Source organism: Sutcliffiella halmapala, assembly GCF_002019665.1.
GTDB classification, from domain to species: domain Bacteria; phylum Bacillota; class Bacilli; order Bacillales; family Bacillaceae_I; genus Sutcliffiella_A; species Sutcliffiella_A halmapala.
The window spans coordinates 1,277,862-1,304,239 of sequence record NZ_KV917375.1 but is presented as its reverse complement, the minus strand read 5'-3'; the positions used below and the strand labels follow the sequence as shown (position 1 = coordinate 1,304,239).

The 26,378-nt window shown below is 38.1% G+C and carries 25 protein-coding genes, 1 tRNA gene and 1 riboswitch; of the genes, 1 reads left to right on the top strand and 25 read right to left on the bottom strand.

What is annotated here, in order from left to right; translation table 11 throughout:
* Positions 1–251: 251 nt before the first annotated feature.
* The 14 genes from tig to BK580_RS06150 all read right to left on the bottom strand — a co-directional run bounded on the left by tig (position 252) and on the right by BK580_RS06150 (position 12,401).
* On the bottom strand, positions 252–1,538 hold the full coding sequence (tig, locus tag BK580_RS06215) for a trigger factor (protein ID WP_078379494.1): 1,287 nt from the start codon (positions 1,536–1,538) through the stop codon (positions 252–254).
* A gap of 226 nt (positions 1,539–1,764) precedes the next feature.
* Positions 1,765–2,799 carry a tetratricopeptide repeat protein gene (locus BK580_RS06210; RefSeq protein WP_078379493.1) on the bottom strand — a complete coding sequence of 345 codons (1,035 nt, stop codon included), beginning with the start codon at positions 2,797–2,799 and terminating at the stop codon, positions 1,765–1,767.
* Positions 2,800–3,248: 449 nt separating this feature from the next.
* A tRNA-Arg gene (locus BK580_RS06205) sits at positions 3,249–3,325 on the bottom strand.
* Positions 3,326–3,492: 167 nt separating this feature from the next.
* The gene (locus BK580_RS06200) at positions 3,493–3,996 is read right to left on the bottom strand and encodes a metallophosphoesterase (protein ID WP_078379492.1); all 504 of its coding nucleotides are present in this window, start codon (positions 3,994–3,996) and stop codon (positions 3,493–3,495) included.
* A gap of 10 nt (positions 3,997–4,006) precedes the next feature.
* On the bottom strand, positions 4,007–4,609 hold the full coding sequence (locus BK580_RS06195) for an XTP/dITP diphosphatase (protein ID WP_078379491.1): 603 nt from the start codon (positions 4,607–4,609) through the stop codon (positions 4,007–4,009).
* Position 4,610: 1 nt separating this feature from the next.
* The gene (gene rph, locus BK580_RS06190) at positions 4,611–5,372 is read right to left on the bottom strand and encodes a ribonuclease PH (RefSeq protein ID WP_078379490.1); all 762 of its coding nucleotides are present in this window, start codon (positions 5,370–5,372) and stop codon (positions 4,611–4,613) included.
* A 115-nt stretch (positions 5,373–5,487) separates the two neighbouring features.
* Entirely contained in the window at positions 5,488–6,576 is a 1,089-nt protein-coding gene (locus BK580_RS06185; RefSeq protein WP_078379489.1) for a GerMN domain-containing protein, read from the bottom strand.
* 241 nt (positions 6,577–6,817) lie between these two features.
* Entirely contained in the window at positions 6,818–7,627 is an 810-nt protein-coding gene (gene racE / locus BK580_RS06180; protein WP_078379488.1) for a glutamate racemase, read from the bottom strand.
* A gap of 9 nt (positions 7,628–7,636) precedes the next feature.
* Positions 7,637–8,089 carry a MarR family winged helix-turn-helix transcriptional regulator gene (locus BK580_RS06175; RefSeq protein ID WP_078379487.1) on the bottom strand — a complete coding sequence of 151 codons (453 nt, stop codon included), beginning with the start codon at positions 8,087–8,089 and terminating at the stop codon, positions 7,637–7,639.
* A gap of 247 nt (positions 8,090–8,336) precedes the next feature.
* Positions 8,337–8,561, bottom strand: a complete 225-nt coding sequence (gerE, locus tag BK580_RS06170) for a spore germination transcription factor GerE (protein ID WP_047972062.1) — start codon at positions 8,559–8,561, stop codon at positions 8,337–8,339.
* Between the two features lie 135 nt (positions 8,562–8,696).
* Positions 8,697–9,161: an acyl-CoA thioesterase gene (locus BK580_RS06165; protein ID WP_078379486.1), complete on the bottom strand. Its 465-nt coding sequence runs from the start codon at positions 9,159–9,161 to the stop codon at positions 8,697–8,699.
* A gap of 71 nt (positions 9,162–9,232) precedes the next feature.
* Positions 9,233–10,000 (bottom strand): succinate dehydrogenase iron-sulfur subunit, encoded by a 768-nt coding sequence (gene sdhB / locus BK580_RS06160; protein ID WP_078379485.1) that lies wholly within the window; start codon positions 9,998–10,000, stop codon positions 9,233–9,235.
* Entirely contained in the window at positions 9,997–11,757 is a 1,761-nt protein-coding gene (gene sdhA, locus BK580_RS06155; RefSeq protein ID WP_078379484.1) for a succinate dehydrogenase flavoprotein subunit, read from the bottom strand. Before sdhA ends, sdhB begins: the two co-directional genes overlap by 4 nt.
* A gap of 35 nt (positions 11,758–11,792) precedes the next feature.
* Positions 11,793–12,401, bottom strand: a complete 609-nt coding sequence (locus tag BK580_RS06150; protein WP_078379483.1) for a succinate dehydrogenase cytochrome b558 subunit — start codon at positions 12,399–12,401, stop codon at positions 11,793–11,795.
* 354 nt (positions 12,402–12,755) lie between these two features.
* Here BK580_RS06150 and BK580_RS06145 point away from each other — a divergent pair, with 354 nt between their 5' ends.
* Positions 12,756–13,187: a YslB family protein gene (locus tag BK580_RS06145; RefSeq protein WP_078379482.1), complete on the top strand. Its 432-nt coding sequence runs from the start codon at positions 12,756–12,758 to the stop codon at positions 13,185–13,187.
* Between the two features lie 117 nt (positions 13,188–13,304).
* On the opposite strand, the gene BK580_RS06140 is transcribed toward BK580_RS06145, so the two are convergent.
* From BK580_RS06140 to BK580_RS06090, 11 genes are all read right to left on the bottom strand, one after another.
* The gene (locus BK580_RS06140) at positions 13,305–14,546 is read right to left on the bottom strand and encodes an aspartate kinase (RefSeq protein WP_078379481.1); all 1,242 of its coding nucleotides are present in this window, start codon (positions 14,544–14,546) and stop codon (positions 13,305–13,307) included.
* 179 nt (positions 14,547–14,725) lie between these two features.
* Positions 14,726–14,912, bottom strand: a riboswitch (Lysine riboswitch).
* Positions 14,913–14,982: 70 nt separating this feature from the next.
* Positions 14,983–16,755 carry an excinuclease ABC subunit UvrC gene (uvrC, locus tag BK580_RS06135; protein WP_078379480.1) on the bottom strand — a complete coding sequence of 591 codons (1,773 nt, stop codon included), beginning with the start codon at positions 16,753–16,755 and terminating at the stop codon, positions 14,983–14,985.
* A gap of 305 nt (positions 16,756–17,060) precedes the next feature.
* On the bottom strand, positions 17,061–17,375 hold the full coding sequence (trxA, locus tag BK580_RS06130) for a thioredoxin (protein WP_078379479.1): 315 nt from the start codon (positions 17,373–17,375) through the stop codon (positions 17,061–17,063).
* A gap of 208 nt (positions 17,376–17,583) precedes the next feature.
* Positions 17,584–17,805: a hypothetical protein gene (locus BK580_RS06125; protein WP_078379478.1), complete on the bottom strand. Its 222-nt coding sequence runs from the start codon at positions 17,803–17,805 to the stop codon at positions 17,584–17,586.
* A gap of 89 nt (positions 17,806–17,894) precedes the next feature.
* A complete protein-coding gene (locus tag BK580_RS06120; RefSeq protein ID WP_078379477.1) occupies positions 17,895–18,872 on the bottom strand; it encodes an electron transfer flavoprotein subunit alpha/FixB family protein in 978 nt (325 codons plus the stop codon).
* A gap of 43 nt (positions 18,873–18,915) precedes the next feature.
* Entirely contained in the window at positions 18,916–19,689 is a 774-nt protein-coding gene (locus BK580_RS06115) for an electron transfer flavoprotein subunit beta/FixA family protein (protein ID WP_078379476.1), read from the bottom strand.
* Positions 19,690–19,754: 65 nt separating this feature from the next.
* Positions 19,755–20,528 carry an enoyl-CoA hydratase gene (locus tag BK580_RS06110; protein WP_078379475.1) on the bottom strand — a complete coding sequence of 258 codons (774 nt, stop codon included), beginning with the start codon at positions 20,526–20,528 and terminating at the stop codon, positions 19,755–19,757.
* A 167-nt stretch (positions 20,529–20,695) separates the two neighbouring features.
* Positions 20,696–21,283: a fatty acid metabolism transcriptional regulator FadR gene (locus BK580_RS06105; RefSeq protein ID WP_078379474.1), complete on the bottom strand. Its 588-nt coding sequence runs from the start codon at positions 21,281–21,283 to the stop codon at positions 20,696–20,698.
* Between the two features lie 186 nt (positions 21,284–21,469).
* A complete protein-coding gene (locus BK580_RS06100) occupies positions 21,470–23,158 on the bottom strand; it encodes an AMP-binding protein (RefSeq protein ID WP_078379473.1) in 1,689 nt (562 codons plus the stop codon).
* A gap of 420 nt (positions 23,159–23,578) precedes the next feature.
* Complete coding sequence (locus tag BK580_RS06095) at positions 23,579–23,986, bottom strand: DUF350 domain-containing protein (RefSeq protein ID WP_078379472.1); 408 nt, start codon at positions 23,984–23,986, stop codon at positions 23,579–23,581.
* A gap of 15 nt (positions 23,987–24,001) precedes the next feature.
* Positions 24,002–26,359, bottom strand: a complete 2,358-nt coding sequence (locus tag BK580_RS06090; protein WP_078379471.1) for an endonuclease MutS2 — start codon at positions 26,357–26,359, stop codon at positions 24,002–24,004.
* Positions 26,360–26,378 lie beyond the last annotated feature (19 nt).

Sequence of the window (26,378 nt, the reverse complement as noted above, 5' to 3'; positions counted from 1 at the left end):
GAAAGAAAATTTCTTATTTAATCCAAAACAAATAGTTATGTACTGCATTTTACCACATTTTTGCCTAAGATTTCTAATAATATCTCTTTGGTTATGTATGGATATTTTAGAGGAAGAGTCCGTACTATTGTATCCATGATATAGATAAATAACACAGCGATGGTTGGAAATAGTGGAAATTCTAATCAAAATGAACTCCTAATGGTACAAAACAAGGCACGATCAAGTCGCGCCTTGTCTCTTATATCTTATTATGCAACATCTTTACTGTTTTCTACAAGGAAATCAATTGCTTTTCTAATTTTTAAATCTTCTTTAAGACCTTCTAAGCTACCTAAAGCTTGCTTAATTTGGTCTAAAGACATGTTGTACATGCCAGCCATTTTTTCAACTTCTTCGTTTGCTTCTTCGTCTGTTATTTCAATGTTCTCTGCTTTAGAAATAGCTTCAAGCGTTAAGTTCATTTTCACACGCTTTTCTGCATCTTCTTTCATTTGCGTACGAAGTGCTTCTTCGTCTTGACCAGAGAATTGGAAGTAAAGCTCTAAATTCATACCTTGCATTTGAAGACGTTGTTCGAATTCACGAACCATGCGGTCTACTTCTGTTTTAACCATAGCTTCTGGAATTTCAACTTCTGTGTTTTCAGCTGCTTTTTCCACTATAGTGTCACGAAGGTGGTTGTCCGCTTCTGTCTTTTTCGTTTCTTCTAAACGAGCTTTAGTTTTAGCTTTTAGCTCATCAAGAGTTTCTACTTCTTCGTCTACGTCTTTTGCAAACTCGTCATCAAGTGCAGGAAGTTCTTTTGTTTTGATTTCGTGAACTGTTACTTTGAACACTGCAGGCTTACCAGCTAATTCTTCTGCATGGTATTCTTCAGGGAAAGAAACTTCCACTTCTTTCTCCGCTCCAGCTTCAAGGCCAACAAGTTGCTCTTCAAAACCAGGAATAAACGTGTTAGAACCGATTTCTAAAGAATAGTTCTCCGCTTTTCCACCTTCAAAAGCTTCACCATTTACAAAACCTTCAAAGTCCATAACCACTGTGTCACCATTTGCAATCGCGCCTTCTTCTTTCACAACAAGCTCAGCTTGACGCTCTTGAAGACCTTTTAATTCAGCATCTACATCTTCATCAGATACAGTAGACTCTAAACGTTCCACTTCTAAGCCTTTGTATTCGCCTAATTTTACTTCAGGCTTCACAATAACTTTAGCAGTGAATACTAAAGGTTGATTTTTTTCGATTGTTTCGATGTCGATCTCAGGTTGGTCAACCGGCTCGATTCCAGTTTCAGTTACAGCTTTTGCATACGCTTCTGGAAGAATGATATCAAGAGCATCTTGGTATAATACTTCTACACCAAAACGTTGCTCGAACATTCCACGAGGTACTTTACCTTTACGGAATCCTGGTACGTTTACTTTTGTTACAACTTTTTTGAATGCTTCGTCAAGGCCTTTGTTAACTGCAGTTGCGTCAACTTCAATCGTTAATACACCTTGATTTCCTTCTAACTTTTCCCATTTAGCAGACATAATTTTCCCTCCAACAATCTATTTTCGAAAAAGATAATGGTCGTTCGAACAAGCACTATCTTATCTGCTTAACCACTTATTATCGGTGGTTTTTTTTACATTTTTTTTGCTGCAAGCACACTCTTGATTGCATCTAGAAATAGAGCAATCTAAGAATCCTATATGGTATATACAGTTTACAACCCTTACATTATAACATAACCTGCAATGAGTTCAACAGATACCATTATAAATGTAAAAATGAAAAATCTTCAAGTTTCTTTATTTTTTGTAAAATATCCTCTAATTCATGGGTAGATATATGATATTCTTCTAAAAACACTTCTTCATCGACAAGCATCCCATATAAATCATTGCCAATCTTATGTAAGCCCGCGGCCCATATCTTAGGGGAGTTTGGATAAAAAGGAAGCGGAAAATGAACTGTATGTAGTCGCACGAGCATTTCTTTTAGACTCTCAAAAAGAATGGGATTCTCGCTATTCACTGTATCATCTAAGACACCTATTACTTTATTTAAAAAAGGATCTTCCTCACCTGATGGTAAATCCTTTGGTATGACGCTTACGGATTTACCTAGCTTTATCAGCTGAATTTCCTTCTCCACCCCTTGCTCCTTCAATATATGAAGTAAAAATGTTTTTAAAACTGGATGCATTTCCTCATTTTTAAGATATAATTCAACCTCAGAAAGAAAGGGGCGAATATGCATACTTTTTAACTGCTGGATGAGTTCGTATTGCTTTTGTATAGCCCCTAAATGAAGCTCTTCAATTGGAAACGAATGAAAGCTATTGTCATCCTGTTCTACTTCTGTATGTAATTCACTTTCGTTTTCTTCGCTAGGTAGCATCTTTCTCGCAAACTCCAACAGCTGATAAAAGTTCTGAGCGTACTGAGCCGGAATCCTATCCTCTTCCAAAATTGCCTCAATCGTCGTTTTGACTTCTCCATACTCCTTCAACTGAATTAATATCGTAATATAAATTTGAAGGATGTGAAAATAATCACCAACATCTTCTCTCAGCATCTTCTTACAACGATTTTTCGCCTCTGTTAACTGCCCCAACTCCATGAAGCAAACAACCATTCCAAGTTCCACTTCTGCATAGGCATACTCACTTTCTCTTGCTTGTTCAAATAAGGCAAGTGCCTCTGCAAATTTCTTCTCTTTCATGGTATTCATTGCTTTTTCTAATAGACGATGCTTAAGATTCGGAAACTCTACAATCTTCTTTTTCTCATTTGATTTGTTTTTCATTTATATTTTGCCGTCCTATTTTTATAGTGGAAATATTTGAAACAAGTGTATCAATGTTTGGTCAGGAGTACAAGTGATTAGGGGGATCCGAGCTGATTTAGGATGAAATAATTCTAGACAAGGTTTGTGTAAAATTTGTGTATAGAATTTTTATTTCTACGTATCTGTTAAACACCGCTGTTGATTTCCGCACTAGGCTTCGCTTTCCGCGGGGCGCTTGTGGAGCCTCCTCGGCTACGCCTGTGGGGTCTCCACAAAACGCTATCTCCCGCAGGAGTCTTCGCCTTGTGCTCCAACCAACAGCTATCGTCCTAAAAATCAACACTGTCCTTTATATCAGAGTAAAAAATAAAAAACACCCTCAAACGCTGATTTAACTGCATTTAAGGGTGTTTATATGGACGCTATCTGCGTAAGTTATATATGTAATAATTAAGCAAAAATAAAATTGGCGTCCCAGGAGGGATTCGAACCCCCGACACACGGCTTAGAAGGCCGTTGCTCTATCCTGCTGAGCTACTGGGACATATAAAATAGTTATTTCGTATTTGTTTTAATCACAAGAAATATTTACTAATTTCATCAGCGACAAGATTTATTATATGAGATACGGAATCTAAAGTCAACACTTTTTCAAAATTTTTCTCATATAATTTTCAGAAGAGATAAAGGAGAGGGAATACCTTCTCTCCTTTACTTCTTAAATGTATGGGAGGACAATCTGTCTCCCTTTTCATTATAGTAATGTACGAAAAAAACGAGATTTGTATCTTCTATTATAGCATAGGTTTTGTCACGTGTCATACGCGGCAATGCGATACTACCAGGGTTAACAAAGAGAATGCCATCCAAATATTCTGCACCTGCAATATGTGAATGACCAAAACAAACGACATTGGCCCCTACTTCTTCTGCTGCATACCTTAGTGGCAGAAGTGAGGATTTCACTTGATAAAGATGTCCGTGTGTGACAAATAGACGATTTTCTTCAATTTTTTTTGTTAATTGTTCTGGATAATTACTATCAAAATCACAGTTCCCTCTTACTGCATCAAAACCGTTCATTTCACCACTTTTTAATGGTAATTCTGAATCTCCACAATGAATAAAATGGTCGACATCCTCGTGGTGTCTAGTTTTTATTTGCTGTAATACCTCTTTTTGTCCATGATTGTCACTAACAATTACTACTTTCATTCTCTCACTCCTATTCTGCGAGAAAAAGCTCATCCCATTGACTAGTTAATTTCTTGATCGCATTCCCTCGATGACTAATTTCATTTTTTTCTTCTTTCGAGAGTTGTGCCATTGTTTTACTTTTTTCCGCTACAAAGAATATTGGATCATAACCAAAGCCATTATCCCCTACTGGATCTCTCGTAATAGTACCTTCACATGTTCCGCGGAAGGTTCGTTCCTTTCCACCTGGCTGTACTACTGCAAGTACACAAACAAATCTTGCCGTTCTTTTTTCTTCTGGCACATCGATAAGTTCGTTTAACACTTTCAGATAGTTCTCTGTATCATTTTTATCTGTACCCGCATATCTAGCTGAGTACACACCAGGCTCACCGTTTAAAGCATCTACCTCTAGGCCAGAATCATCCGCTACTACTATTTTCCCTAAGTGCTCAGACATCGCTACTGCCTTTAACAGAGCATTTTCTTCAAAAGTTGTACCAGTCTCCTCTATTTCAGGTATCTCAGGAAAATCTGCTAAAGATTTTACGAAAAAACCTTTTGGACCGAAAATAGTTTGAAATTCTTTTACTTTTCCAGGATTATTGGTTGCAATAATGATTTCTTTCATTTTATTTCCCTACCTTTTTCGCTTGGCCAATACCTTCAACTAAAGAACCTAACGCAATCTTTTGGTGTTCAACTAGTTGAAGAATTCCTTCTTCAGCTAAATCTAATAGTTCGTTAAGTTGCTTCCTAGAGAACGTTGCTTCTTCTCCAGTTCCTTGCACTTCTATAAAATCTAAAGAACCAGTCATTACAACATTCATATCCACTAGTGCCTTTGAATCTTCTATGTAATTCAAATCAAGTATCGGACCTGTATCCTCATCAATACCTACAGATGTTGCAGCTAAATAATCCGTAATAGGCAATGACTTAATTTTCTTAGTTTCTACTAATTTTTGAAAAGCAAGAACCATCGCAACAAAAGCACCTGTAATGGAAGCAGTTCTTGTTCCACCATCTGCTTGAATGACGTCACAATCGATCCAGATAGTTTTTTCCCCTAGCTTCTCTAAATCCACCACTGATCGAAGTGCTCTACCAATAAGACGTTGAATTTCCATCGTTCTACCAGTTACTTTTCCCTTTGTTGATTCCCTCATTGTTCTTTTTTCAGTTGCTCTTGGAAGCATGGAATATTCTGCTGTAATCCAGCCTTTTCCTTGACCTCTCATAAATGGTGGAACTCTATCCTCAATTGTTGCCGTACAAATCACTTTTGTATCTCCAACCGTTATTAATACAGATCCTTCAGGATGTTTTATGTAATTAGGTATAATTTCAATTTCTCTAATTTCGTTAAGTTTTCTTCCATCTACTCTAGACATTATCTAAACTCCTTTACTAAAAATAAACAAGTATGTAACACGAATAAAATAGGAAAGAAGAGGCAGATATCCTACCTCTTCACATGTCCTTCATTAGTATATCAAATATTACTAATTAAAACCTACCTGTGTTCACTTTTTCCGGACGAGCAACTGGCTCAGATACGTTCGTACCATCTGTTGCCATTAAGTCACCTTCTCCGTTAACCGTAATAGCGATGGTTTCCACACCCTTTTGTTCCGTTAACGTTAGAACTAAGGAATCCACAATTGCCTTTGACACAACTTTCCCTTCTAGTCCGAGAATCTTTTCATTAAAATCCAAAGCTAGGTTTCCATTCTCGTATTTCGGTTCAGAGAGTAACTCTATTTCTGTTGTCAGCTCATTTGTTAGACCAGATTGATGAGCTGGTCCTGAAATTAGCGCATTAACAACAGCTGCGAAATCAACTGCTCCATTCATAGCCAATCGTTTCGTAATCGGTACATAGTAAGGCTCCCCGTCATTGCTATCTGCTACAAAGTAGAGAGTAACAGGCCGAGTATTCATAATATCTACCGTTTCCGTCGTATCTAAGTTAATCCCGTTTGTACGACTAATCCCATCACCAATCGGTGTCTTATTAACCGGCATTACATCTTGATTATGCCCATTTACTTGGATTTGCACCTTATTCACATTAGGAAATTGTGTTAATGTCCACGTGATTGATTCAAGGATTCTCTTCTCATCTGCCGCTTCATAGTTAGCAAATTCACTAGAAAAATCCGCTACAATCGTTCCATCCTCTTTCAAGTTTACATCCACTTCCGTCCCAGCTGGAAGCACAGCACGGAACCCATTTGGCAATAACTCCTCCACAGGTCCACCAACTACTAAGTATTCTAATGCTTGTTTAGCAGTACCCTCTGCTTTAGGAATTTCCAAGGTTTGAGACACCACATAACCATTGCTATCAATTAAGTATATTTCTCTTTGCACCTTATCGGTTACCGCCACGTCCTCGCCATCCGTTTCAGTACCTTCTTCTGTAGCCTCTTCATCTGTTACATCATCTACCTCATCCACATAACTAACATCCTGTGGCAATTCATTTTCTTGTCCGGCTTGATCATCATCGCCTCCAAATAATCCACATCCTGATAAAAATACCGAAGATGCAAGAACAGCTGCAGCAGTCATTTTTACTTTTTTATTAGACATAGGTTTCCCTCCTAAGACGGTTTGTACTAACATGTATACGAGCCCTATGTCCAAAATAGACCGACTTACAAAAAAGATTTGTCCAAAAAAATCAAAAGCTATCCTGAAAATAAGGGTTAACTGTCAAACTCCCTTTCGATTTCCGTTGCTTGGAAGCTGGGAATAAAAAAAAGACTCGTTCTCTTCCTAATTTAGGAAGAGAACGAGTCTTTTAGTGTATACTGCAGTACCTGTTCAATCATTAGATGGAAACCGGCTCTAATGTGATAGTTTGCACATTATTCACCTGTTGCTCAAATAGTTTTGATGCTATTTTTTCGAAAAGCTCTTTCGAACCAGTTGTATAAAACAAGTGAGGCTGTTTGGAAGCCTTTTTATTAAGAAGCTTTTTAAAATTCAAAATCGTACTCACTTCTCGAGCAGTTTCATCTCCTGAACAAATTAATTGAACGTTCGGACCCATCACTTTTTGAATAACAGGACGGAGAAGCGGATAGTGCGTACAGCCAAGAATTAACGTATCCATTTCAACTCCTTGGAAGGGCATTAACGTCTCCTGTACAATTTCAAGCGCAGAAACTCCGTCAAACTCGCCACTTTCTACTAAAGGAACAAAATTAGGACATGCCAAGCTATCTACCGTTACCTCGTTGTTAATCGATTTAAGTGCATTTTCATATGCACCACTATTTATCGTCCCTACTGTTCCAATAACACCAACATGCTTATTAGATGTAACTTTTAAAGCTGTTCGGGCACCAGGATCTACTACTCCAATTACCGGGATATCTAATTGCTCCCTAATCTCCTCTAATACAACCGCAGTGGCTGTATTACACGCTATTACAAGCATTTTAATGTTATGACTTAATAAATATCTAGTCATCTCCCATGTAAACTGGCGCACCTCATCAGCCTGTCTTGGCCCATAAGGACAACGTGCAGTATCACCTAAGTAAATAATTCTTTCTTTCGGAAGCTGTCGCATTATTTCCTTTGCAACGGTTAAACCTCCCACACCCGAATCAATAACTCCAATTGGTCTTTGCAACTAAATCCCTCATTCTTTCATTTCTAGATGTAAACGTGCTAAACACTTTTCTAACATGAAAATTTCATCTTGTGAATAGTTCTTTAGAATGTTTTGTAAATACTCTTGGCGCTTTTGTACTACTTCTTCAATAATACGCTCACCTTCTTCAAGAAGATGTATGCGTACTACTCGGCGATCGTTAGGATCCTTGACACGTTGCACGAGTTCATTCTTCTCCATGCGATCTACAAGGTCTGTTGTTGTACTGCAAGCTAAGTACATTTTGGTCGACAACTCACCAATCGTCATATCTCCACCCTCTAACAACCATTGCAGCGCAACAAATTGTGGAGGTGTAATTGTATAATTACTTAAGATTTCGCGTCCTTTTTGTTTCACTAAAGTCGCTATGTATCTAAGGGATTTCTCAATATCCGCTACTAATTGATCGTGTGTTACTAACTCATTTTGCTTAGTCATTCTCGACCCTCTTTCCTCTTTCTCGTATTATGTCTTTTTATCTATATTCTGCATACACTTTTGAAGTTATTAGTGTTACGAAATTACTCTTCACTATACTATTCTCTTACGTTTTTCTCTAAAATGCAAGATGTACAAATATAAATCATATTTGACCCCATCGAAATACTTGGATTTGGGTGAATCTTCAAATTAAATAACCGACTATCTTTTATAACGAATAGTTATCAGATAGCCGGCAGATTTATTAAAGCTCTAACTCTCCCATGCGAAGAAGCTCGACAACTGCTTGGGAACGCCCCTTAACTCCCAGCTTTTGCATAGCATTTGAAATGTGGTTCCGAACTGTTTTTTCACTGATAAATAACTCACCAGCAATCTCTTTTGTGGTTTTATCTTGAACTAACAGCTCAAATACTTCTCTTTCTCTTTTGGTAAGCAATGGCTTTGGTTGAAACTCTTTCTCCTTCAATAATTGTAACCCTCCTTGCCTTAGCCAGAGCTGAACTAGCGGATGGGTGTATATTTAGTCATGGTATAATATGTTACGAGGTAGGTTGAAGTTACATAAAATTGTACAGATTTCTAATGAAATATAAAAAAGGCGTTATTTTTTTATAGAAACTGGAGAAAAAAATAGATTTCTCTGTTCGTCACTCCACGCCTCCCCTTTTCCAGAATGTTTATTGAGTTGTACCATTCGTCCTCTCCCCACAAAACAAAGGTCCCCATTTTCTCTCTTTCCCATATAATGCAAATCAACTGAAGATGTACCAAGTTCGTTTGCTTTCACATATATTCGCAGTTTTTCGCCAAAATACACTTGCTTTAAAAAATCGCATTGGAGATCCGCAACAACTGGAATTGTATCACTAGAAGCAACTGTCCAATTCTGCATAAACCCTAGTGCTTTAAAAAACTCGATACGCGCTTCTTCAAAATAAATAAAAGGTACCGTATTATTCATATGTCCAAACATATCCGTCTCTGAAAAACGCACACTAACTTCATGACTGAATGAGAACTCATTCATCCAATTTTGGGTATCTTTAATATAAGCAGTTTTTTTCATTAAATTCTCCCCCTATTTGTAAAAAAACGCCCCTATATAAAATAAGAGGCGTTCTGTTTTATAATTGTGTATTAAGCTTCGTCGCTTCCGAAGAAGTTACGGAACATCTGAATGGTTGTATCACGGTTAAGCGCCGCAATAGAAGTGGTTAAAGGAATACCTTTTGGACAAGATTGGACACAGTTTTGTGAGTTACCACAGTTTGCAAGTCCGCCATCACCCATAATCGCTTCTAGACGATCTGCCTTATTCATTTCTCCGGTTGGATGCGCATTAAATAAACGCACTTGAGAAAGTGGGGCAGGTCCAATAAACTCAGATTTACTATTAACGTTTGGACATGCTTCTAAGCAAACTCCACATGTCATACATTTAGAAAGTTCATAAGCCCATTGACGCTTTTTCTCCGGCATACGTGGCCCAGGCCCTAAATCATATGTTCCATCGATTGGGATCCAAGCCTTTACTTTTTTCAAGGAATCAAACATACGACTTCTGTCAACTTGTAGGTCACGAACAACAGGGAATGTGCTCATTGGCTCAAGCACGATTGGATGCTCCAGCTGATCAACCAGTGCTGTACAGGATTGACGTGGCTTGCCGTTAATAACCATCGAACAAGCTCCACATACTTCCTCTAAACAGTTCATATCCCAGTTTACAGGAGTTGTTGCTTTTCCATCCTGATTAACAGGGTTACGACGTACTTCCATTAAAGCAGAAATTACGTTCATATTCGGTCTGTAAGGTAATTCAAATGTCTCAAAATAAGGGGATCCATCAGGACCATCTTGACGCTTCACTTTAAACGTTACAGTTTTTGTTTGTTCAGCCATCATTCTTTACCCCCTTTTTTCTTAGAGTAATCACGCTTACGAGGTGGGATTAAGCTAACATCTACCTCTTCAAAATGGAATGCTGGTGCAGATTTCGGACCAGTAAATTTCGCCATTGTTGTTTTTAAGAATTCCTCATCATTACGCTCAGGGAAATCTGGCTTGTAATGCGCTCCACGACTTTCATTACGGTTATAAGCACCGATCGTTACAACACGAGCTAGTTGAAGCATATGGAAAAGTTGGCGTGTAAATGCCGCTCCTTGATTACTCCATTTTGCCGTATCATGGATATTGATATTGTCAAAACGTTCTAAAAGTTCCTGGATTTTCTCATCCGTTTTTAGAAGCTTATCATTATAACGTACAACTGTTACGTTATCTGTCATCCATTCACCTAGCTCTTTATGAAGAACATACGCATTTTCAGTACCATTCATTGTCATAATACGATTCCATTTTTCTTCCTCTTCTTTCACATAGCGTTCGAAAAGAGAACTTGGTAGAGAATCCGTAGATTTTTCAAGGCCATTCATATATTCAACTGCTTTTGGTCCTGCCACCATACCACCGTATATAGCAGATAGAAGTGAGTTTGCTCCTAAGCGATTAGCACCATGCTGTGAGTAATCACATTCTCCTGCAGCAAAAAGACCAGGAATATTCGTCATTTGATCATAATCAACCCAAATACCACCCATTGAGTAGTGAACTGCTGGGAAGATTTTCATTGGAACTTTACGTGGGTCATCACCCATGAATTTTTCATAGATTTCAATAATTCCACCAAGTTTAATATCTAGTTCTTTTGGATCCTTATGAGAAAGATCCAGATACACCATGTTTTCGCCGTTAATTCCTAATTTTTGATTTACACACACGTCGAAGATCTCACGCGTTGCAATATCACGAGGAACAAGGTTACCATAGGCAGGGTATTTTTCCTCTAAGAAGTACCAAGGCTTTCCATCTTTATATGTCCAAACTCGTCCACCTTCTCCACGAGCAGATTCACTCATTAGACGAAGTTTGTCATCTCCAGGGATTGCAGTTGGATGGATTTGAATAAATTCCCCATTTGCGTAATATGCCCCTTGTTGATAAACAATGGATGCTGCTGAACCAGTATTGATAACAGAGTTTGTTGATTTCCCGAAAATGATTCCAGGTCCACCAGTGGCCATAATAACCGCGTCTGCTGGGAAAGAAACTATCTCCATAGATGTTAAGTTTTGCGCAACTACTCCACGACATACGCCTTCATCATCAATTACAGAACCTAAGAATTCCCATCCTTCATACTTTGTTACAAGACCAGATACTTCATGGCGACGAACTTGCTCATCTAGCGCATACAGTAATTGCTGCCCAGTTGTTGCTCCAGCAAAAGCTGTACGGTGATGCTGCGTTCCACCAAAGCGACGGAAATCTAGTAATCCTTCAGGTGTACGATTAAACATAACTCCCATACGGTCTAGTAAATGGATAATTCCAGGTGCTGCATCACACATTGCCTTAACAGGTGGTTGATTTGCTAAGAAATCTCCACCGTATACGGAATCATCAAAATGTTCCCATGGAGAATCTCCTTCTCCCTTTGTGTTTACCGCTCCGTTAATTCCACCTTGAGCACAAACTGAGTGAGAACGTTTAACTGGTACTAATGAAAATAAATCTACTGGAACACCGGCTTCTGCAATCTTAATGGTAGCCATTAAGCCCGCTAATCCACCGCCGACCACGATAATTTTTTTACTCAATGGTAACTCACTCCTTAATAGTTGCTAGTTGCTAATTATACGAATGCTAGGATTGCACGAACTCCTACTACTGATAAGGCAATGAAAATACCTAGTGTCACGTAGGTAGCAATTTGTTGAGAACGAGGAGTTACAGTAATTCCCCAGCTTACACAGAAAGACCACAGTCCATTTGCAAAGTGGAAGATAGTTGCAATTACACCAACAATGTAGAACCAGAACATAGCAGGGCTAGAAAGAATGCTTGCCATCATATCATAGTTTACATCCGCTCCCATAGCAGCTGCGATTCTCGTTTCCCATACATGCCATACGATAAAAATTAATGTAATAATTCCAGTGAAACGCTGGAGCATAAACATCCAGTTACGCACAAATCCATAATTGCTTACATTGTTTCTTGCTGTAAAAGCAATATATAAGCCATAGATAGCGTGGAATATGATTGGAAGGAAAATCACAAAAATTTCTAAAACATAGCGAAACGGCAAATTCTCCATAAAGTGTGCCGCCGTGTTAAACGCCTCTGGACTCTTTGTTGCAAAATGGTTTACAACCAAATGCTGAATTAAGAAGAGACCAACTGGTATGACCCCTAGAAGAGAGTGGAGTCTTCGAAGTAAAAATTCACGTTCTGTTGCCATTACTTAACCCCCTTTTTCAAGTAAAAAATAGATTAGATGTTTACAAGTTCTCTCTTTCACTATCTATTATAGTAAAAAATCACTCGAACTCCCGCATCCTTTTTTTAAACTTCCAATAAAATGAAAGCCTTTACAGATATATCGACAAATATGTGACAAGTTTATTTTACTCTCCCATATAGCAAGCGTCAAGAAAACGCGTACAAAAATTGTAATTTTAGAAAAAGTCAACAGAGTTAAAATAAGTCAGAAAAATAAGAAAATACTTTCCTAGAATAAATTACTTCTTCTGCTTCATTTATTTATGTATCACCTTTATTATATAATGAGGGTAATAGAAAGAGGGGAAGTAAATTGACTGAAGCGAACAACCAACAAGAAGCTAATGACACAACCTTACAAGTCCCAGTATTTGGGTATGAATTAATTCGCGACATGCTACTTCCAGACCTATTAGGAAAAGATCACACACAAATTATCTACTGGTCCGGAAAACAATTAGCCAGAAAATTCACCATCGATACCCAAGAACAAATCTCCCAGTTTTTCAAAGAAGCTGGATGGGGCGATCTCGAGATTATCGAACAAAAAAAGAACGAAATAAAATACCAACTTTGTGGCGAAATGGTAAAGCGACGTCTTGAACTTAACAAAGACGCATCCTTTCAACTAGAAGCAGGTTTCCTTGCCGAGCAAACCCAACGCCAAAAAGGCAAAACCGCTGAAGCCATCGAGGAACAAAAAAAACGCCAAGTAATCTACATCACCGTCCAATGGGACAAATAAACAGAAACTACCCAGCGCATCGTACCCAAAATTACGATGCGCTTTTTTCTATCTCCCTCCTCTAAAAATCAAAAAAAGCACCCTCACTTCATAAAGGGCACTCCAACTAACTGCTATTTAACTCAACACTTTCTCCACTGCCTCTTCCCCAAGTTTAAACGCAACATGCAACGCTTCAACAGCCTTCACCATCACATTAACATCCACAACCGTAGAAACCTTAATCTCAGAAGTACTAACCATCTTCACATGAATACCTTCAGTCGCTAAAACTTGGAACATTTCAGCTGCAACACCTGGATTAGAAATCATACCTGATCCCACAATAGAAACCTTTGCTAAGTTGCTTTCTTGATCAATTTTTGTATAGCCAAGACGCTCCTTATGCGCTTCTAGCACATTGATAGTTTCTTGAACATCCTTCGTTTTAACAGAGAAGGAAATGTTAGTTGTATCCTTGTTTAAGCTTGTTTGAATAATGATATCTACATTTAAACTATGCTGAGCTAAAGTTGTAAAAATGGTTGATAAAGTATGTAGCTCATTTGGTAATTCACAAACGGTAATACGTGTAACTTGATCCTCAAATGCTATGCCTCTTACTACTAAGTTTTTTTCCATGGAAACTTCCTCCTCAATAATCGTACCGTCTTCCTCTTCCATACTTGAACGCACCACAAGTGATACGCCATAATTTTTTGCAAACTCTACCGCTCGCGGATGCAGGACACCAGCACCTAGATTGGCCAATTCTAACATTTCATCATAAGAAACTGACGCTAATTTTCTAGCATCCTTAACAAAACGAGGATCTGTCGTAAACACTCCCGTTACATCTGTATAGATATCACATTTTTTTGCATTTAATGCTGCTGCCAATGCAACTGCTGTTGTATCAGAACCACCACGGCCAAGTGTTGTAATCTCATTTTTTTCCGTGATTCCTTGGAAACCTGCAACAATAACAATTTTTCCAGCCGCAAGATGGCTTGCTAATAAATCTGTTTCAATATGAGTGATTCTTGCGTTGCCATGTACAGGCTCCGTTCTAATCCCAGCCTGCCAACCTGTTAGCGAAACTGCCTCATGCCCTTGTACTTGTAAGGCCATTGCTAATAAGGAAATCGTGATTTGTTCACCTGTTGTTAGAAGCATATCCATATCTCGTTTACTTGGATGAGGATTAATTGCATTTGCCAATGTTAAAAGCTGGTCTGTCGTTTTTCCCATTGCAGATACCACTACTACTACTTTGTGCCCTTTTTCCGCTTCACTGATGACTCTTTTCGCAACATGCTGAATTCTCTCAACTGACCCTACGGAAGTTCCTCCAAATTTTTGAACAACAATCGTTGACATGACCACCAATTCCTTTTCTGTTTATTTCATCATAATGTTAAGATAGAAAGCTCAGCCTAGCACCTCGTGTTACATAAATAACATAATTTAGTATCGCTATTCCTGTATGAAGGTATAAAAAAAACAGCAATGAGCTTTGTCTCATTGCTGTGATTGGAAAAAAACAGATAACCGTTCACGCGTGAGATAGCTCTCCAGGCAGCACAAATACTACCTGACAGTCCTACATTTCTTAAACGCAGAACCAGTAAAAAAAAGAAAAAGAGACTTTTTTTTACTTCGGCGATCCTCCCCTTTCCGTAATCTTCTCGGAAGCTCTTTCTTCTCGGATTACATACTTTTGAAGTTCGCACCTCTATCAACACTTCATTAATTTGAAGTGGCACATTATGAAATTAATAGTGATTATATCAAACTATAAGTCTACTTACAACACCTATTCATGTAATTTTTTAAATATTTCTTCAGCAATTGCTCGAGGAATTTTTGCCTGTTGCATTTCTTCTACAGTCGCTTCCTTTAGTTTCACAACAGAACCGAAATGTTTAAGAAGTGCTTTTTTCCTAGTGGCTCCTACTCCTGGGATATCATCTAGAATTGATTGAAACACATTTTTACTACGAAGTTGGCGATGGAAGGTGATCGCGAATCGATGAACCTCATCTTGAATACGTTGCAATAAATAAAACTCCTGACTAGTACGCTCGAGTGGTACAATTGCCGCTTCGCTACCTGCTAACAGATTGCTCGTTCTATGCTTATCATCCTTTGCAAGACCTACGATTGGAATAAAAAGGTTCAATTCGTTTTCTAAGACATCTCGAACTGCTGACATATGTCCTTTCGCACCATCAATGATAATTAAATCCGGCAACGGTAAGGATTCCTTTAACACCCTAGCATACCGCCTTCTTACTACTTCCCTCATCGACTCATAATCATCTGGCCCCTGCACACTTTTCGTCTTGTACTTTCGATATTCTCTTTTTTCCGGTCTTCCATCAATAAAAACAACCATTGCAGAAACGGGGTCAGTTCCTTGAATATTGGAATTATCAAACGCTTCAATTCTCATCGGGGTAGAAATACCTAGAATTTCTCCTAGATTCTCCACCGCTATAATTGTCCTTTTTTCATCACGTTCAATTAAAGAGAACTTCTCACTTAAAGAAACTTTTGCATTTTTCTTTGCTAAATCAACAAGTTGTTTTTTCTTACCTCGTTGTGGCTGCATGACATTTGTTTGCAATAGTTGCTGTGCCAATTCTAATTCGATTTCTCCTGGCAGCAATATTTCTTTGGGAATAAAATGATTTTGCTTCGAGTAAAATTGGCCAAGATAAGTCAAAAAATCTTCTTCTGGCTCATTATAGATGGGAAATAACGATACATCACGCTCAATTAGTTTCCCTTGACGGATGAAAAATACTTGCACACACATCCAACCTTTATCAAAGGCATAACCAAACACATCACGATCCACAAAATCGTTCATTTCCATCTTTTGCTTTTCCATCGTAGTCTCTATATTTATTATCTGATCTCGAAACTCTTTTGCTCTTTCAAATTCAAGGTTTTCTGCAGCCTTATGCATTTTACCAGACAACTCTTCTTTTACCTCTTTATATCCACCATTTAGAAATCGAACTATCCCATCAACCATCTCTTTGTTCGTGTCTTCAGAGACTTGCTCTACACATGGTGCTAAGCACTGACCTAAATCGAAATATAAACAAACACGGTCAGGCAATGTCATACATTTTCGTAAAGGGTATATTCGATCTAGTAATTTCTTTGTTTCATTTGCTGCTTGTACATTTGGATATGGCCCAAAGTACTTCCCTTTATCCTTTGCTACTTTTCTTGTGATAAGTAAACGGGGATGACGTTCTGCTGTTATTTTAATGAAGGGGTAGCGTTTGTCATCCTTTAGCATGATATTATATTTAGGATTGTGCTTTTTTATTAAATTCAATTCAAGAATTAATGCCTCGATATTAGACGAGGTAACAATATATTCAAAATCAACGATTTCATTTACTAAACGGAGTGTTTTTCCATCGTGACTCCCTGTAAAATATGATCGGACACGATTTTTTAATACTTTTGCCTTTCCGACATAGATGATTGTCCCTTGTCTATCTTTCATCAGATAGCATCCTGGTTGGTCAGGCAATATCGCTAATTTTTCCTTTAATGATTTTTCCAATTCACCTTCACCCCAACCTAAGATTTCTTCTCTTTTATTATACCTATCTCATGGTGATTGTACCATTTTTAACATAAAGACTCTGTTAAGCACCGCTGTTGATTTCCGCACTAGGCTTCGCTTATCCAGAGGGCGCTTGTGGAGCCTCCTCGGCATGCCTGCGGGGTCTCCACAAAACGCTATCTCCCGCAGGAGTCTTCGCCTATTGCTCCAATCAACAGCTAAATACCTAAAAATTAACACTGTACTTTAACAGAACCAACATAAAAAAGCCCAGTGATGATCACTAGGCTTTTTAGGTATGCTTATGCGTGCTTGTTTAGTAGTTCTGCTAATGCTTCTTTTGGTTGGTAGCCAACTGCTTTGTCGACAACTTCTCCGTTTTTAATAACTAGTAACGTTGGGATACTCATAACGCCGAATTTCCCTGCTGTTTCTTGGTTTTCGTCTACATCTACTTTCACGATTTTCACTTTGTCGCCCATGTCTTGATCTAATTCTTCAAGAACTGGAGCAATCATTTTACAAGGTCCACACCAAGGTGCCCAGAAATCTGCTAATACTAGTCCTTCGTTTGTTTCTTGTGTGAAATTCTGATCTGTTACATTTGAAATAGCCATTTAAATTCCTCCTAAGCCTTTTAACTCAGATAATTGATTCTCTGTTAGATGGAAAATCTTCCAGAGTTTTATTACAGCTAAGTATAGCATTTCCTATTTTCTGACGCTAATTATATGCTTCACTCTAGCTTTGCCTATTTTGAAAAATTAATTTGCGATTTCTTTAACTTCTTCATGAGCATCAGGTAGGAAACAATATCCACTTATATTAAATCTTACTTTCTCCATCGCTTCGGAACTTGAAATCAGGATTTGCTGTAAAGCAAGCTATGGCTTGTTTACCTAACCTTAAGGTTCCTTGTTTATATTCCCCTTCAAAAGCAATGTATTTAACTATACCTTCAAACGTTCCATTTGGTGTCATAGTAATTGCATCGCGCCGAATCATTAGCTGACCAGTAACAGTAATAGATGTTTTAGATTCATACAATTTACCTAATTCCGAAAAGATATAATTTCGAAAAAGGCACCAGCTAAGCGTCATCATAAGCGCTTAGCTGGTGCCTGAATTTTGTACAATTAGTTCGTCACTAAAAGTTTTTTAAACTCTTCTGTTAACATTGGCACGACTTCAAACAAGTCACCAACTATTCCATAGTCTGCAACCTTGAAAATGTTTGCTTCTGGATCCTTGTTAATGGCAACAATTACTTTAGAGTTGGACATACCAGCTAAATGTTGAATAGCCCCTGAGATACCGCAAGCGATATACAAGTCCGGTGTAATAACCTTACCTGTTTGACCGATTTGAAGTGAGTAATCGCAATAGTCTGCGTCGCATGCACCACGAGAAGCCCCAACAGCTGCACCTAATACATCCGCTAACTCTTTTAATGGTTCGAAGCCTTCAGTGCTCTTCACACCACGGCCCCCTGCAATTACAACCTTGGCTTCTGAAAGGTCTACTCCATCAGTTGCTTTACGTACAACTTCTTTAATAATAGTACGTAAGTCTTTTACATCTACATCAAGTGAAGAGACTTCACCTGTTCTCGCATCATCTTTATCCAGAGAGGCAATATTATTCGGACGAATTGTAGCAAAGATTATGCCATCTGTTACGATTTTCTTTTCAAACGCTTTACCAGAATAGATTGGTCGTGTGAAAACTAAATTTCCACCTACTTCTTCTACTTCTGTTGCATCTGAAACTAATCCAGAATTCAATTTACTTGCAAGCTTAGGAGATAAGTCCTTCCCTAAGGCTGTGTGGCCTAAAATTAAACCTTCTGGCTGTTCTGCTTCTACAGCAGCCAATAAAGCTTGAGCGTATCCATCAGATGTATACGTTTTCAAATTAGCGTGTTCTACAGTAATAACTCGATCTGCACCGTATGCAATAAGTTCTTGAGCTAGCGTTCCTACATTTTCCCCTACTAGTACGGAAACAACTTCTCCACCCTCTGCTACGATTTTCCCTGCTGCAATCGCTTCATAGGATACATTACGTAATGCTGAATCACGTACTTCTGCTAAAGTTAAAACTTTTCTTGCCATGTTTGTCTCCTCCTGTCCATGTATCTACGTATCTATTTTTATGTTAGATTACTTTTGCTTCGTTTCTTAATGCAGCTACTAATTCCTTCACTTGTTGATCTAGGTCGCCTTGCAGGACTCTTCCTGCTTCTTTTTTCGGTGGCAAATAAATTTCAAGTGTTTTTGTTTTTGCCTCTACATCGTCTTCCTCTAAATCTAAATCGTCTAATTCCAATTCCTCTAAAGGTTTTTTCTTCGCCTTCATGATCCCTGGTAAAGATGGGTAACGCGGTTCATTTAAGCCTTGCTGAGCAGTTACTAATAATGGAAGAGAAGTTTCAATTACTTCTGAATCTCCTTCTACATCACGAACAATCGTCGCTTTTTCCCCTTCAATAGTCAGCTTCGTAATCGTCGTAACATAAGGAATATTAAGCAACTCTGCCACGCGAGGACCTACTTGACCAGAGCCACCGTCAATTGCAACGTTTCCACCTAAGATTATATCTGCATCTTTATCTTTTAAGTATTCTGCTAAAATTTTCGCTGTTGTAAATTGGTCACCATTTTCAATATCATCTTCAGTATTGATCAATACAGCTTTATCAGCACCCATCGCTAAAGCGGTACGTAACTCTTTTTCTGCTTCTTCAGAGCCCACTGTAACAACTGTAATTTCTCCACCATGCGCTTCTTTTAATTGAATTGCCTCTTCTACTGCATACTCATCATAAGGATTGATGATAAATTCAGCACCTTCTTCATTTATCCCACCATTTGACACGGTAAGTCTCTCTTCTGTATCAAACGTTCTTTTTAGTAGTACATAAATATTCATCCCTGTACCTCCTGTTTAAACATTAGTTTTATTGGTAATATTCTGTTTTTTATATATAAAAAAAATTACTTCCCTTTAAATTCGGGAGCTCTTTTTTCTATAAACGCTTGAATACCTTCTTTTCCATCTTCAGATGAGAATACCTTCCCAAATAGCTCTGCTTCTTTCTCGACCCCATTGTAAAATTCTTGGGATTTCGTATATCGTGATAATTCGATAACAGATGCTACGGAAACTGGACCTTTTTTAGCAATTTTCTTTGCCATTTTTAAGGCTTCTTCCATCAAATTCTCTTCTTCAAAAGCTTTATTAGCAAGGCCCCATTGTACCGCTTCTTCCCCAGTTAAAGGATCACTTGTAAATAACATTTCAAATGCTTTCGCAGAACCTACTAATCTAGGTAATCGTTGTGTTCCAGCGAAACCAGGAATTAGACCTAACTGAAGCTCAGGTAAACCAAGCTTTGCCGTTTTCGTCACAAGGCGAATGTGGCAGCCCATTGCAAGCTCTAAGCCTCCGCCAAGTGCGGCACCATGAATAGCTGCAATTATTGGTTTAGGGTATGTTTCCATTCTTTCGAACAAATCTTGCCCAACTTTCCCTAACTGTGCAAACTCTTCACCGGTTTTGACCGTCGTAAATTCCTTAATATCAGCACCTGCAGAGAAGAATCTCCCTTCCCCATGAAGCAGGACGACTCGAACTTCCTCATTACTTTCTAGTTCATCTAATAGTTTTGAAAGCTCTTTCAAAACTGCAGACGATAACGCATTAGCAGGAGCTTTACTAATAGTAACTGTAGCAATTTGTTCTTCCACATTGTAATGTAAAAATTCCACCAATCATACCCCCTCGTTATGTTTAGAAAACTAAGAACTTCTAATAGCGTGGTCCTACACTGATACTTGGCGAGCGAGCGCTCAATCTCCCCTTACACAAAAGCCCCAAGCTATCATTCAGTCAGAATTTCATTCTAGTATACGTTATCTACCGCTAGAGAGCTACTTTAAAGAGTAGCTCCAAAACCTTTGATTAATAAATCATGTAGACGAGGTGCTACCGTTGTTAAGTCGTACTTTTGATCATTCATAACCCATGTTGTAATGGATTCATCGATTGTACCAAACACCATCTGTCTTGCTAACCTGACATCAAGATCCTCTCGAAGTTCACCATTGTTTATTCCAGCAATTAAAATTTCATCCACAACTTGTAAATAGCCCTTTAAAACTTCATTAATTTTTAAGCGAAGTTCCTTATTTGATTGCCTTAATTCTAGTTGCGTAACAATCGCTAAATGATGGTCAGCAGCAAGCATAGAAAAATGTTTTTCTATCAATGTTAATAACTTCTCGTTTGCTGTCGATTTTCCTGCAATTTCAACACGAATTTTTTCAATAAAAAGACCCATTTTTTCTTGAAATAACGAAATCAGTATGTCTTCTTTATTTTTAAAATATAAATAAATCGTTCCATCTGCCACACCAGCTTGTTTCGCAATTTTGGAAACCTGTGCTTGGTGATAGCCATTTTCAGCCATAACTATAACAGCTGCATCTATTATTTGCTTGTATTTAGGTTTGTGTTGTTTCAACCCGTTCTCTCCTTTTGTAAAATGAATGAATAATCATTCATAACCTCATAATACTTTACCCTGAAAGAACTGTCAATCATTATCTTATCATAATAGAATCGTAAAAAACTATACTTACCTTAAATGAGAAAGAGATGATGTCTCCACCATCTCGGCAAAGTTACTAGCTAATCCTTATGCTCCATCTTACTTAGCAATTTTTTGCTTTTCTTCTTCAATTAGCGCTCTTCTTAAAATTTTCCCAACCGCTGTTTTCGGAAGTTCATCTCTAAATTCATATAATCTTGGTACTTTATACGCAGCTAGATGTTTACGAGCATATTTATCTAATTCCTCTTCCGTTATGGTAGCTCCTTGTTTCGTCACAATATACGCCTTCACTGTTTCTCCCCTATACGGGTCAGGGATCCCCGCGACGACAACTTCTTGAATTTGATCGTGTTCATAAAGGACTTCCTCTATTTCACGTGGATAAATATTAAAGCCACCAGCAATAATCATATCTTTCTTACGGTCAACGACATAAAAATATCCGCGTTCATCCATGTAACCTAAATCACCAGTTAAGAGCCAGCCATCTTTTAAAGTAGCTTCCGTATCCTCTTTCCTATTCCAATAACCTTTCATGACTTGAGGACCCTTTACAATGATTTCCCCAATTTCATTGAGCTCTGCTTCTTCTCCAGTTTCCATCGATAAGATTTTAGAGTCAGTATTTGGCCATGGGATTCCGATACTCCCTGTCACTCTTTCGTCCCATAAAAAGTTTGCATGTGTAACTGGAGACGTTTCAGAAAGACCATATCCTTCGACTAGCTTACCGCCTGTTATCCGTTCAAACTGCTCCTGAACCTCAACTGGCAGAGCCGCTGATCCACTTAAGCAAGCATCAACTGATGATAAATCATATTTTGCTAAATCAGGATGATTTAATAATGCAATATAAATGGTCGGTGCCCCTGGGAATAATGTCGGTTTTTCCTTTTGAATAGCTTTTAATGTCATTTCTGGATCAAACTTCGGCAATAAAACCATTTCAAACGCCTGCATTATTGATAAATTCATTACTGCAGTCATACCGTAAACATGGAAAAATGGCAAAATACCGATAACTTTTTCTTCACCTTTTTTGCATTTATATAACCACTTCACACTCATAGACGTGTTGGCAACTAGGTTCATATGAGTCAGCATTACACCTTTAGGAAAGCCAGTTGTCCCACCTGTATATTGTAACAATGCCAAATCTTCTTTTGGATCAATTTCTACATCTATTTCATTCACAGCTGTCTGCTTAATAATTTCTGTAAATAAATGATTTTCGCCACTATGCTCTACCTTTACGACAATTCCATACTGCTTTTTTTGTACAAAAGGATAAAACATATTTTTAGGGAATGGTAAATAATCTTTTATTCCTGTCACAATAATATCTTTTAATTTTGTTAGCGCTTTCACTTTAGAAACTCTCGGATAAAGAATATCTAACGTAATAATAATCTCAGAACCAGAATCATTAATCTGATACTCTAGCTCTCTTTCCATATAAAGTGGGTTTGTTTGTACAACAATTCCACCTGAAAATAGTACCGCATAATAGCTTATTACAGCTTGTGGACAGTTTGGTAGCATAATTGCTACACGATCCCCTTTTTTTACTCCAAGGTCTTTTAAGTAATTTGCGAGTTTTAAAGCTTGATCATACACTTCTTGAAACGTCAGTTTTTTTCCAAGAAAATGAATAGCCGTTTTGTTCGGATATTCAATTGCCGCTTCTTTCAAATAAGATTGTAGCGTTCTTTCATCGAAGTCGATTTCATGAGGTATTTCTTCTGGATAAAGTGACAGCCAAGGCTTATTCACTTTTTGTTCCATTCTATTCCCTCCCTCTTCGGCCTGTACTACTACAAAAGGCCCATATCTGTTTGTTATAGTATATCAGTAATCCACTGTAAATTATAACATTATTTTAACTTTTCGAAAATTACAATCTTTTCTTTTCATTCATCTAGAAGAGTTTTTTTCTTTGTTGAATAAGCTATGTTAATTAGCAGTGTTGATTTTCTGGGCCCTAGCTGTTGATTTCCGCACATGCCGAAGCCTAGTGCAAAAATCAGCAGCGGAGTTTAATAGCGCCATGGAATAAAAAAAGAGTTCAGATCATAATTCGTTATGATTTGAACTCCTTTTACACTATGCTAAAAATAATAAATAAATAACACCTATTAACATAAACAATCCGCATAGTCCGATTAATACTTTTGCTAAAGTTTCCATTCTCTTAAGCTCCTTACCTTACCCTATGCTTGCTCCAATAATATATGATAGGCCCACTGAAATGACAAACGATATGAAGCCAACTGCCCGATTATCATTTCTAATTTCATCATCAACATTAAAGTTCGGTGTCAAGAATTCAAAAATAAAGTAACCCAATAGTAAAAAAATGAATCCTAGTGCTCCCCAGCCAATCATGGTAAGAAAAGTAGCATGATCACTTATGGAATAACGAAAAATGTTTGCAATTCCTAAGATTTTTCCGCCCGTTGCCAAGGCGACAGCAAGGTTTCCTTTTTTAATCTCTTCCATATTTTTGTATTTAGTCACTAACTCTAATATCGCTAGAAATAAAATCAAACAGAGAACTACCACACTGTAGTTGGCAGTAGTTCTTACTAATTCATTCTCCCAAAAACTAGACATCTCTCGATCCCCCTGTTATTTCAGCTCGACCACTGTTACTCCTGTTCCACCTTCTGAGGCTTCCCCAAAGCGATAGTTTTTCACAGAACGATGGTTTTTTAAATAATTTTGTACACCGACACGCAAGGCCCCTGTACCTTTTCCGTGGATAATGGATACGCGATGATACCCTGCAAGTGTTGCATCATCAAGGTACTTTTCTACACGCATTAAAGCATCCTCAAATCGCTCACCACGTAAATCTAATTCAATATTCACATGATAATCTTTTCCTTTTATCGTGGCCAATGGCTTGGTTTCGATAGGTTTTGGTCTACTAACATACTCGATATCCTTTATTTTAACCTTCATTTTTAAAATCCCAATTTGGACTTGCCATTCTTTATCATTGGTTTTCGCTACTAAATGTCCTTTTTGGTTCAAACTTAATACTTTCACTTCATCTCCTGGTTTAAGAGTCTGAGTTGAAGGCTCCTGCTTTTTCGTAGTAGCTGACTTTTTAAAAGTAGGAACAGCACCCTCTAATCTTTTTTTCGCATCGATTAATTCATGCTCTTTCACATTTGCATGCTGCTCGATTCGCATTTTACGAAGCTCTTTAATTACCTGTTCAGCCTCTTGTTTAGCATCCTCAACCAGTTTCTCTGCTTTTAGCGATGCTTTCTCTAATAGCTTATCGCGTTGTTCATTTAACTCTTGTATTTGCTGTTCCAGCTCTTCATGCAACTTTTGCGAAGATTTTCTTAACTCTTCCGCTTCGTTCCACTCTTCCTCTGCTCTTCTTTGCGAACTTTCTAAAGATGCAATCATATTTTCTACTTTGTTACTATCCTCACTAACGAAGCCTTTTGCATGCTCGATAACATCCATGGATAATCCTAGTCGTTTGGATATTTCAAATGCATTACTTCTACCAGGAACACCAATAAGCAGACGGTAAGTGGGGCTTAGTGTATTCACATCAAACTCTACACTTGCATTTACCACACCATCTCTATTATACCCATAAGCTTTTAACTCAGGATAATGGGTCGTCGCAATTACACAAGCCCCACGGCTGTATACTTCATCCAGGATAGATATCGCAAGTGCCGCCCCCTCTTGAGGATCAGTTCCAGCACCAAGTTCATCGAATAAAACCAAACTATTGTGATCAACGTTTTTTAGAATTTCAACAATATTAACCATATGGGAAGAAAATGTACTTAAACTTTGTTCGATGGATTGTTCGTCACCGATATCAGCATACACTGCAGAAAACACACCAACCTCTGAGCCGTCCTGAGCCGGTATATGTAATCCAGCCTGTGCCATGATCGTCAGCAAACCAAGTGTTTTTAACGTGACCGTTTTCCCCCCTGTATTGGGGCCAGTAATTACGATTGATGTATAATCTTTTCCTAATTCAATCGTATTAGGAACCACCACATCCTCTGCAATTAGAGGATGCCTTGCCTGTACGAGACGAACAAATTTCTCATCATTTATAGCTGGCTTTGTTCCACGAATATGTTTACCATATTTCGCTTTAGCAAACATAAAATCAATTTCAGCTAATATCATGACGTTTGCAAGTAGTTCTCTCGCTACTTCGGCCACTTCTCCTGAAAGTTCACTTAAAATACGATCAATCTCTAGCTTTTCTTTTACTTTAGCTTCTTGAAGAACGTTATTTAAATCCACTACCTGCTGAGGTTCTATGAAAAGAGTCGCACCTGAGGAAGATTGATCATGTACTATCCCACCATATGCTCCTCGATATTCTTGTTTAACTGGTATAACGAAGCGCTCATTACGAATCGTTACAATCGCATCCGACAGCATCTTTTGGGCGTTAGAGGAGCGAATCATACTTTCTAGTTTTTCGCGAACACGAGATTCCGTAGAACGCAGTTGTTGACGAATACCACGTAGCTTGTCACTTGCTCCATCTAACATTTCTCCGTATTCATCAATACAATTTTTTATGTTTCTTTCTAAATCAGGGTAAATATTAAGCTGTTGCATATAATTTTTCAGAATCGGCACTTGGATGTCCTCTTCCAAGATTGCTTCTACAAAGCGATCTAATTTCCGAGCTGCATAAATAGTTCCAGCTACATCAAGAAGTTCATGTGTGTTTAATGCCCCTCCGATTTCCGCTCTTTTGACATGGGCACGGATATCCTTAATTCCGCCAAGGGGCACTTCTCCTTTTAATCGGATAATCTTTGCCGCTTCGTCCGTTTGTGCTTGGCTTGCAACAACATCCTCGAAACTTGTAGATGGTAATAATTGCGCTACCTTTTCCTTCCCTAAGGAAGAAGCTGCGAATGATGCTAATTTATCTTTAACTTTATTAAATTCCAATACCTTTAATACTCTTTGTTGCACGTTACCATAACTCCCTTCT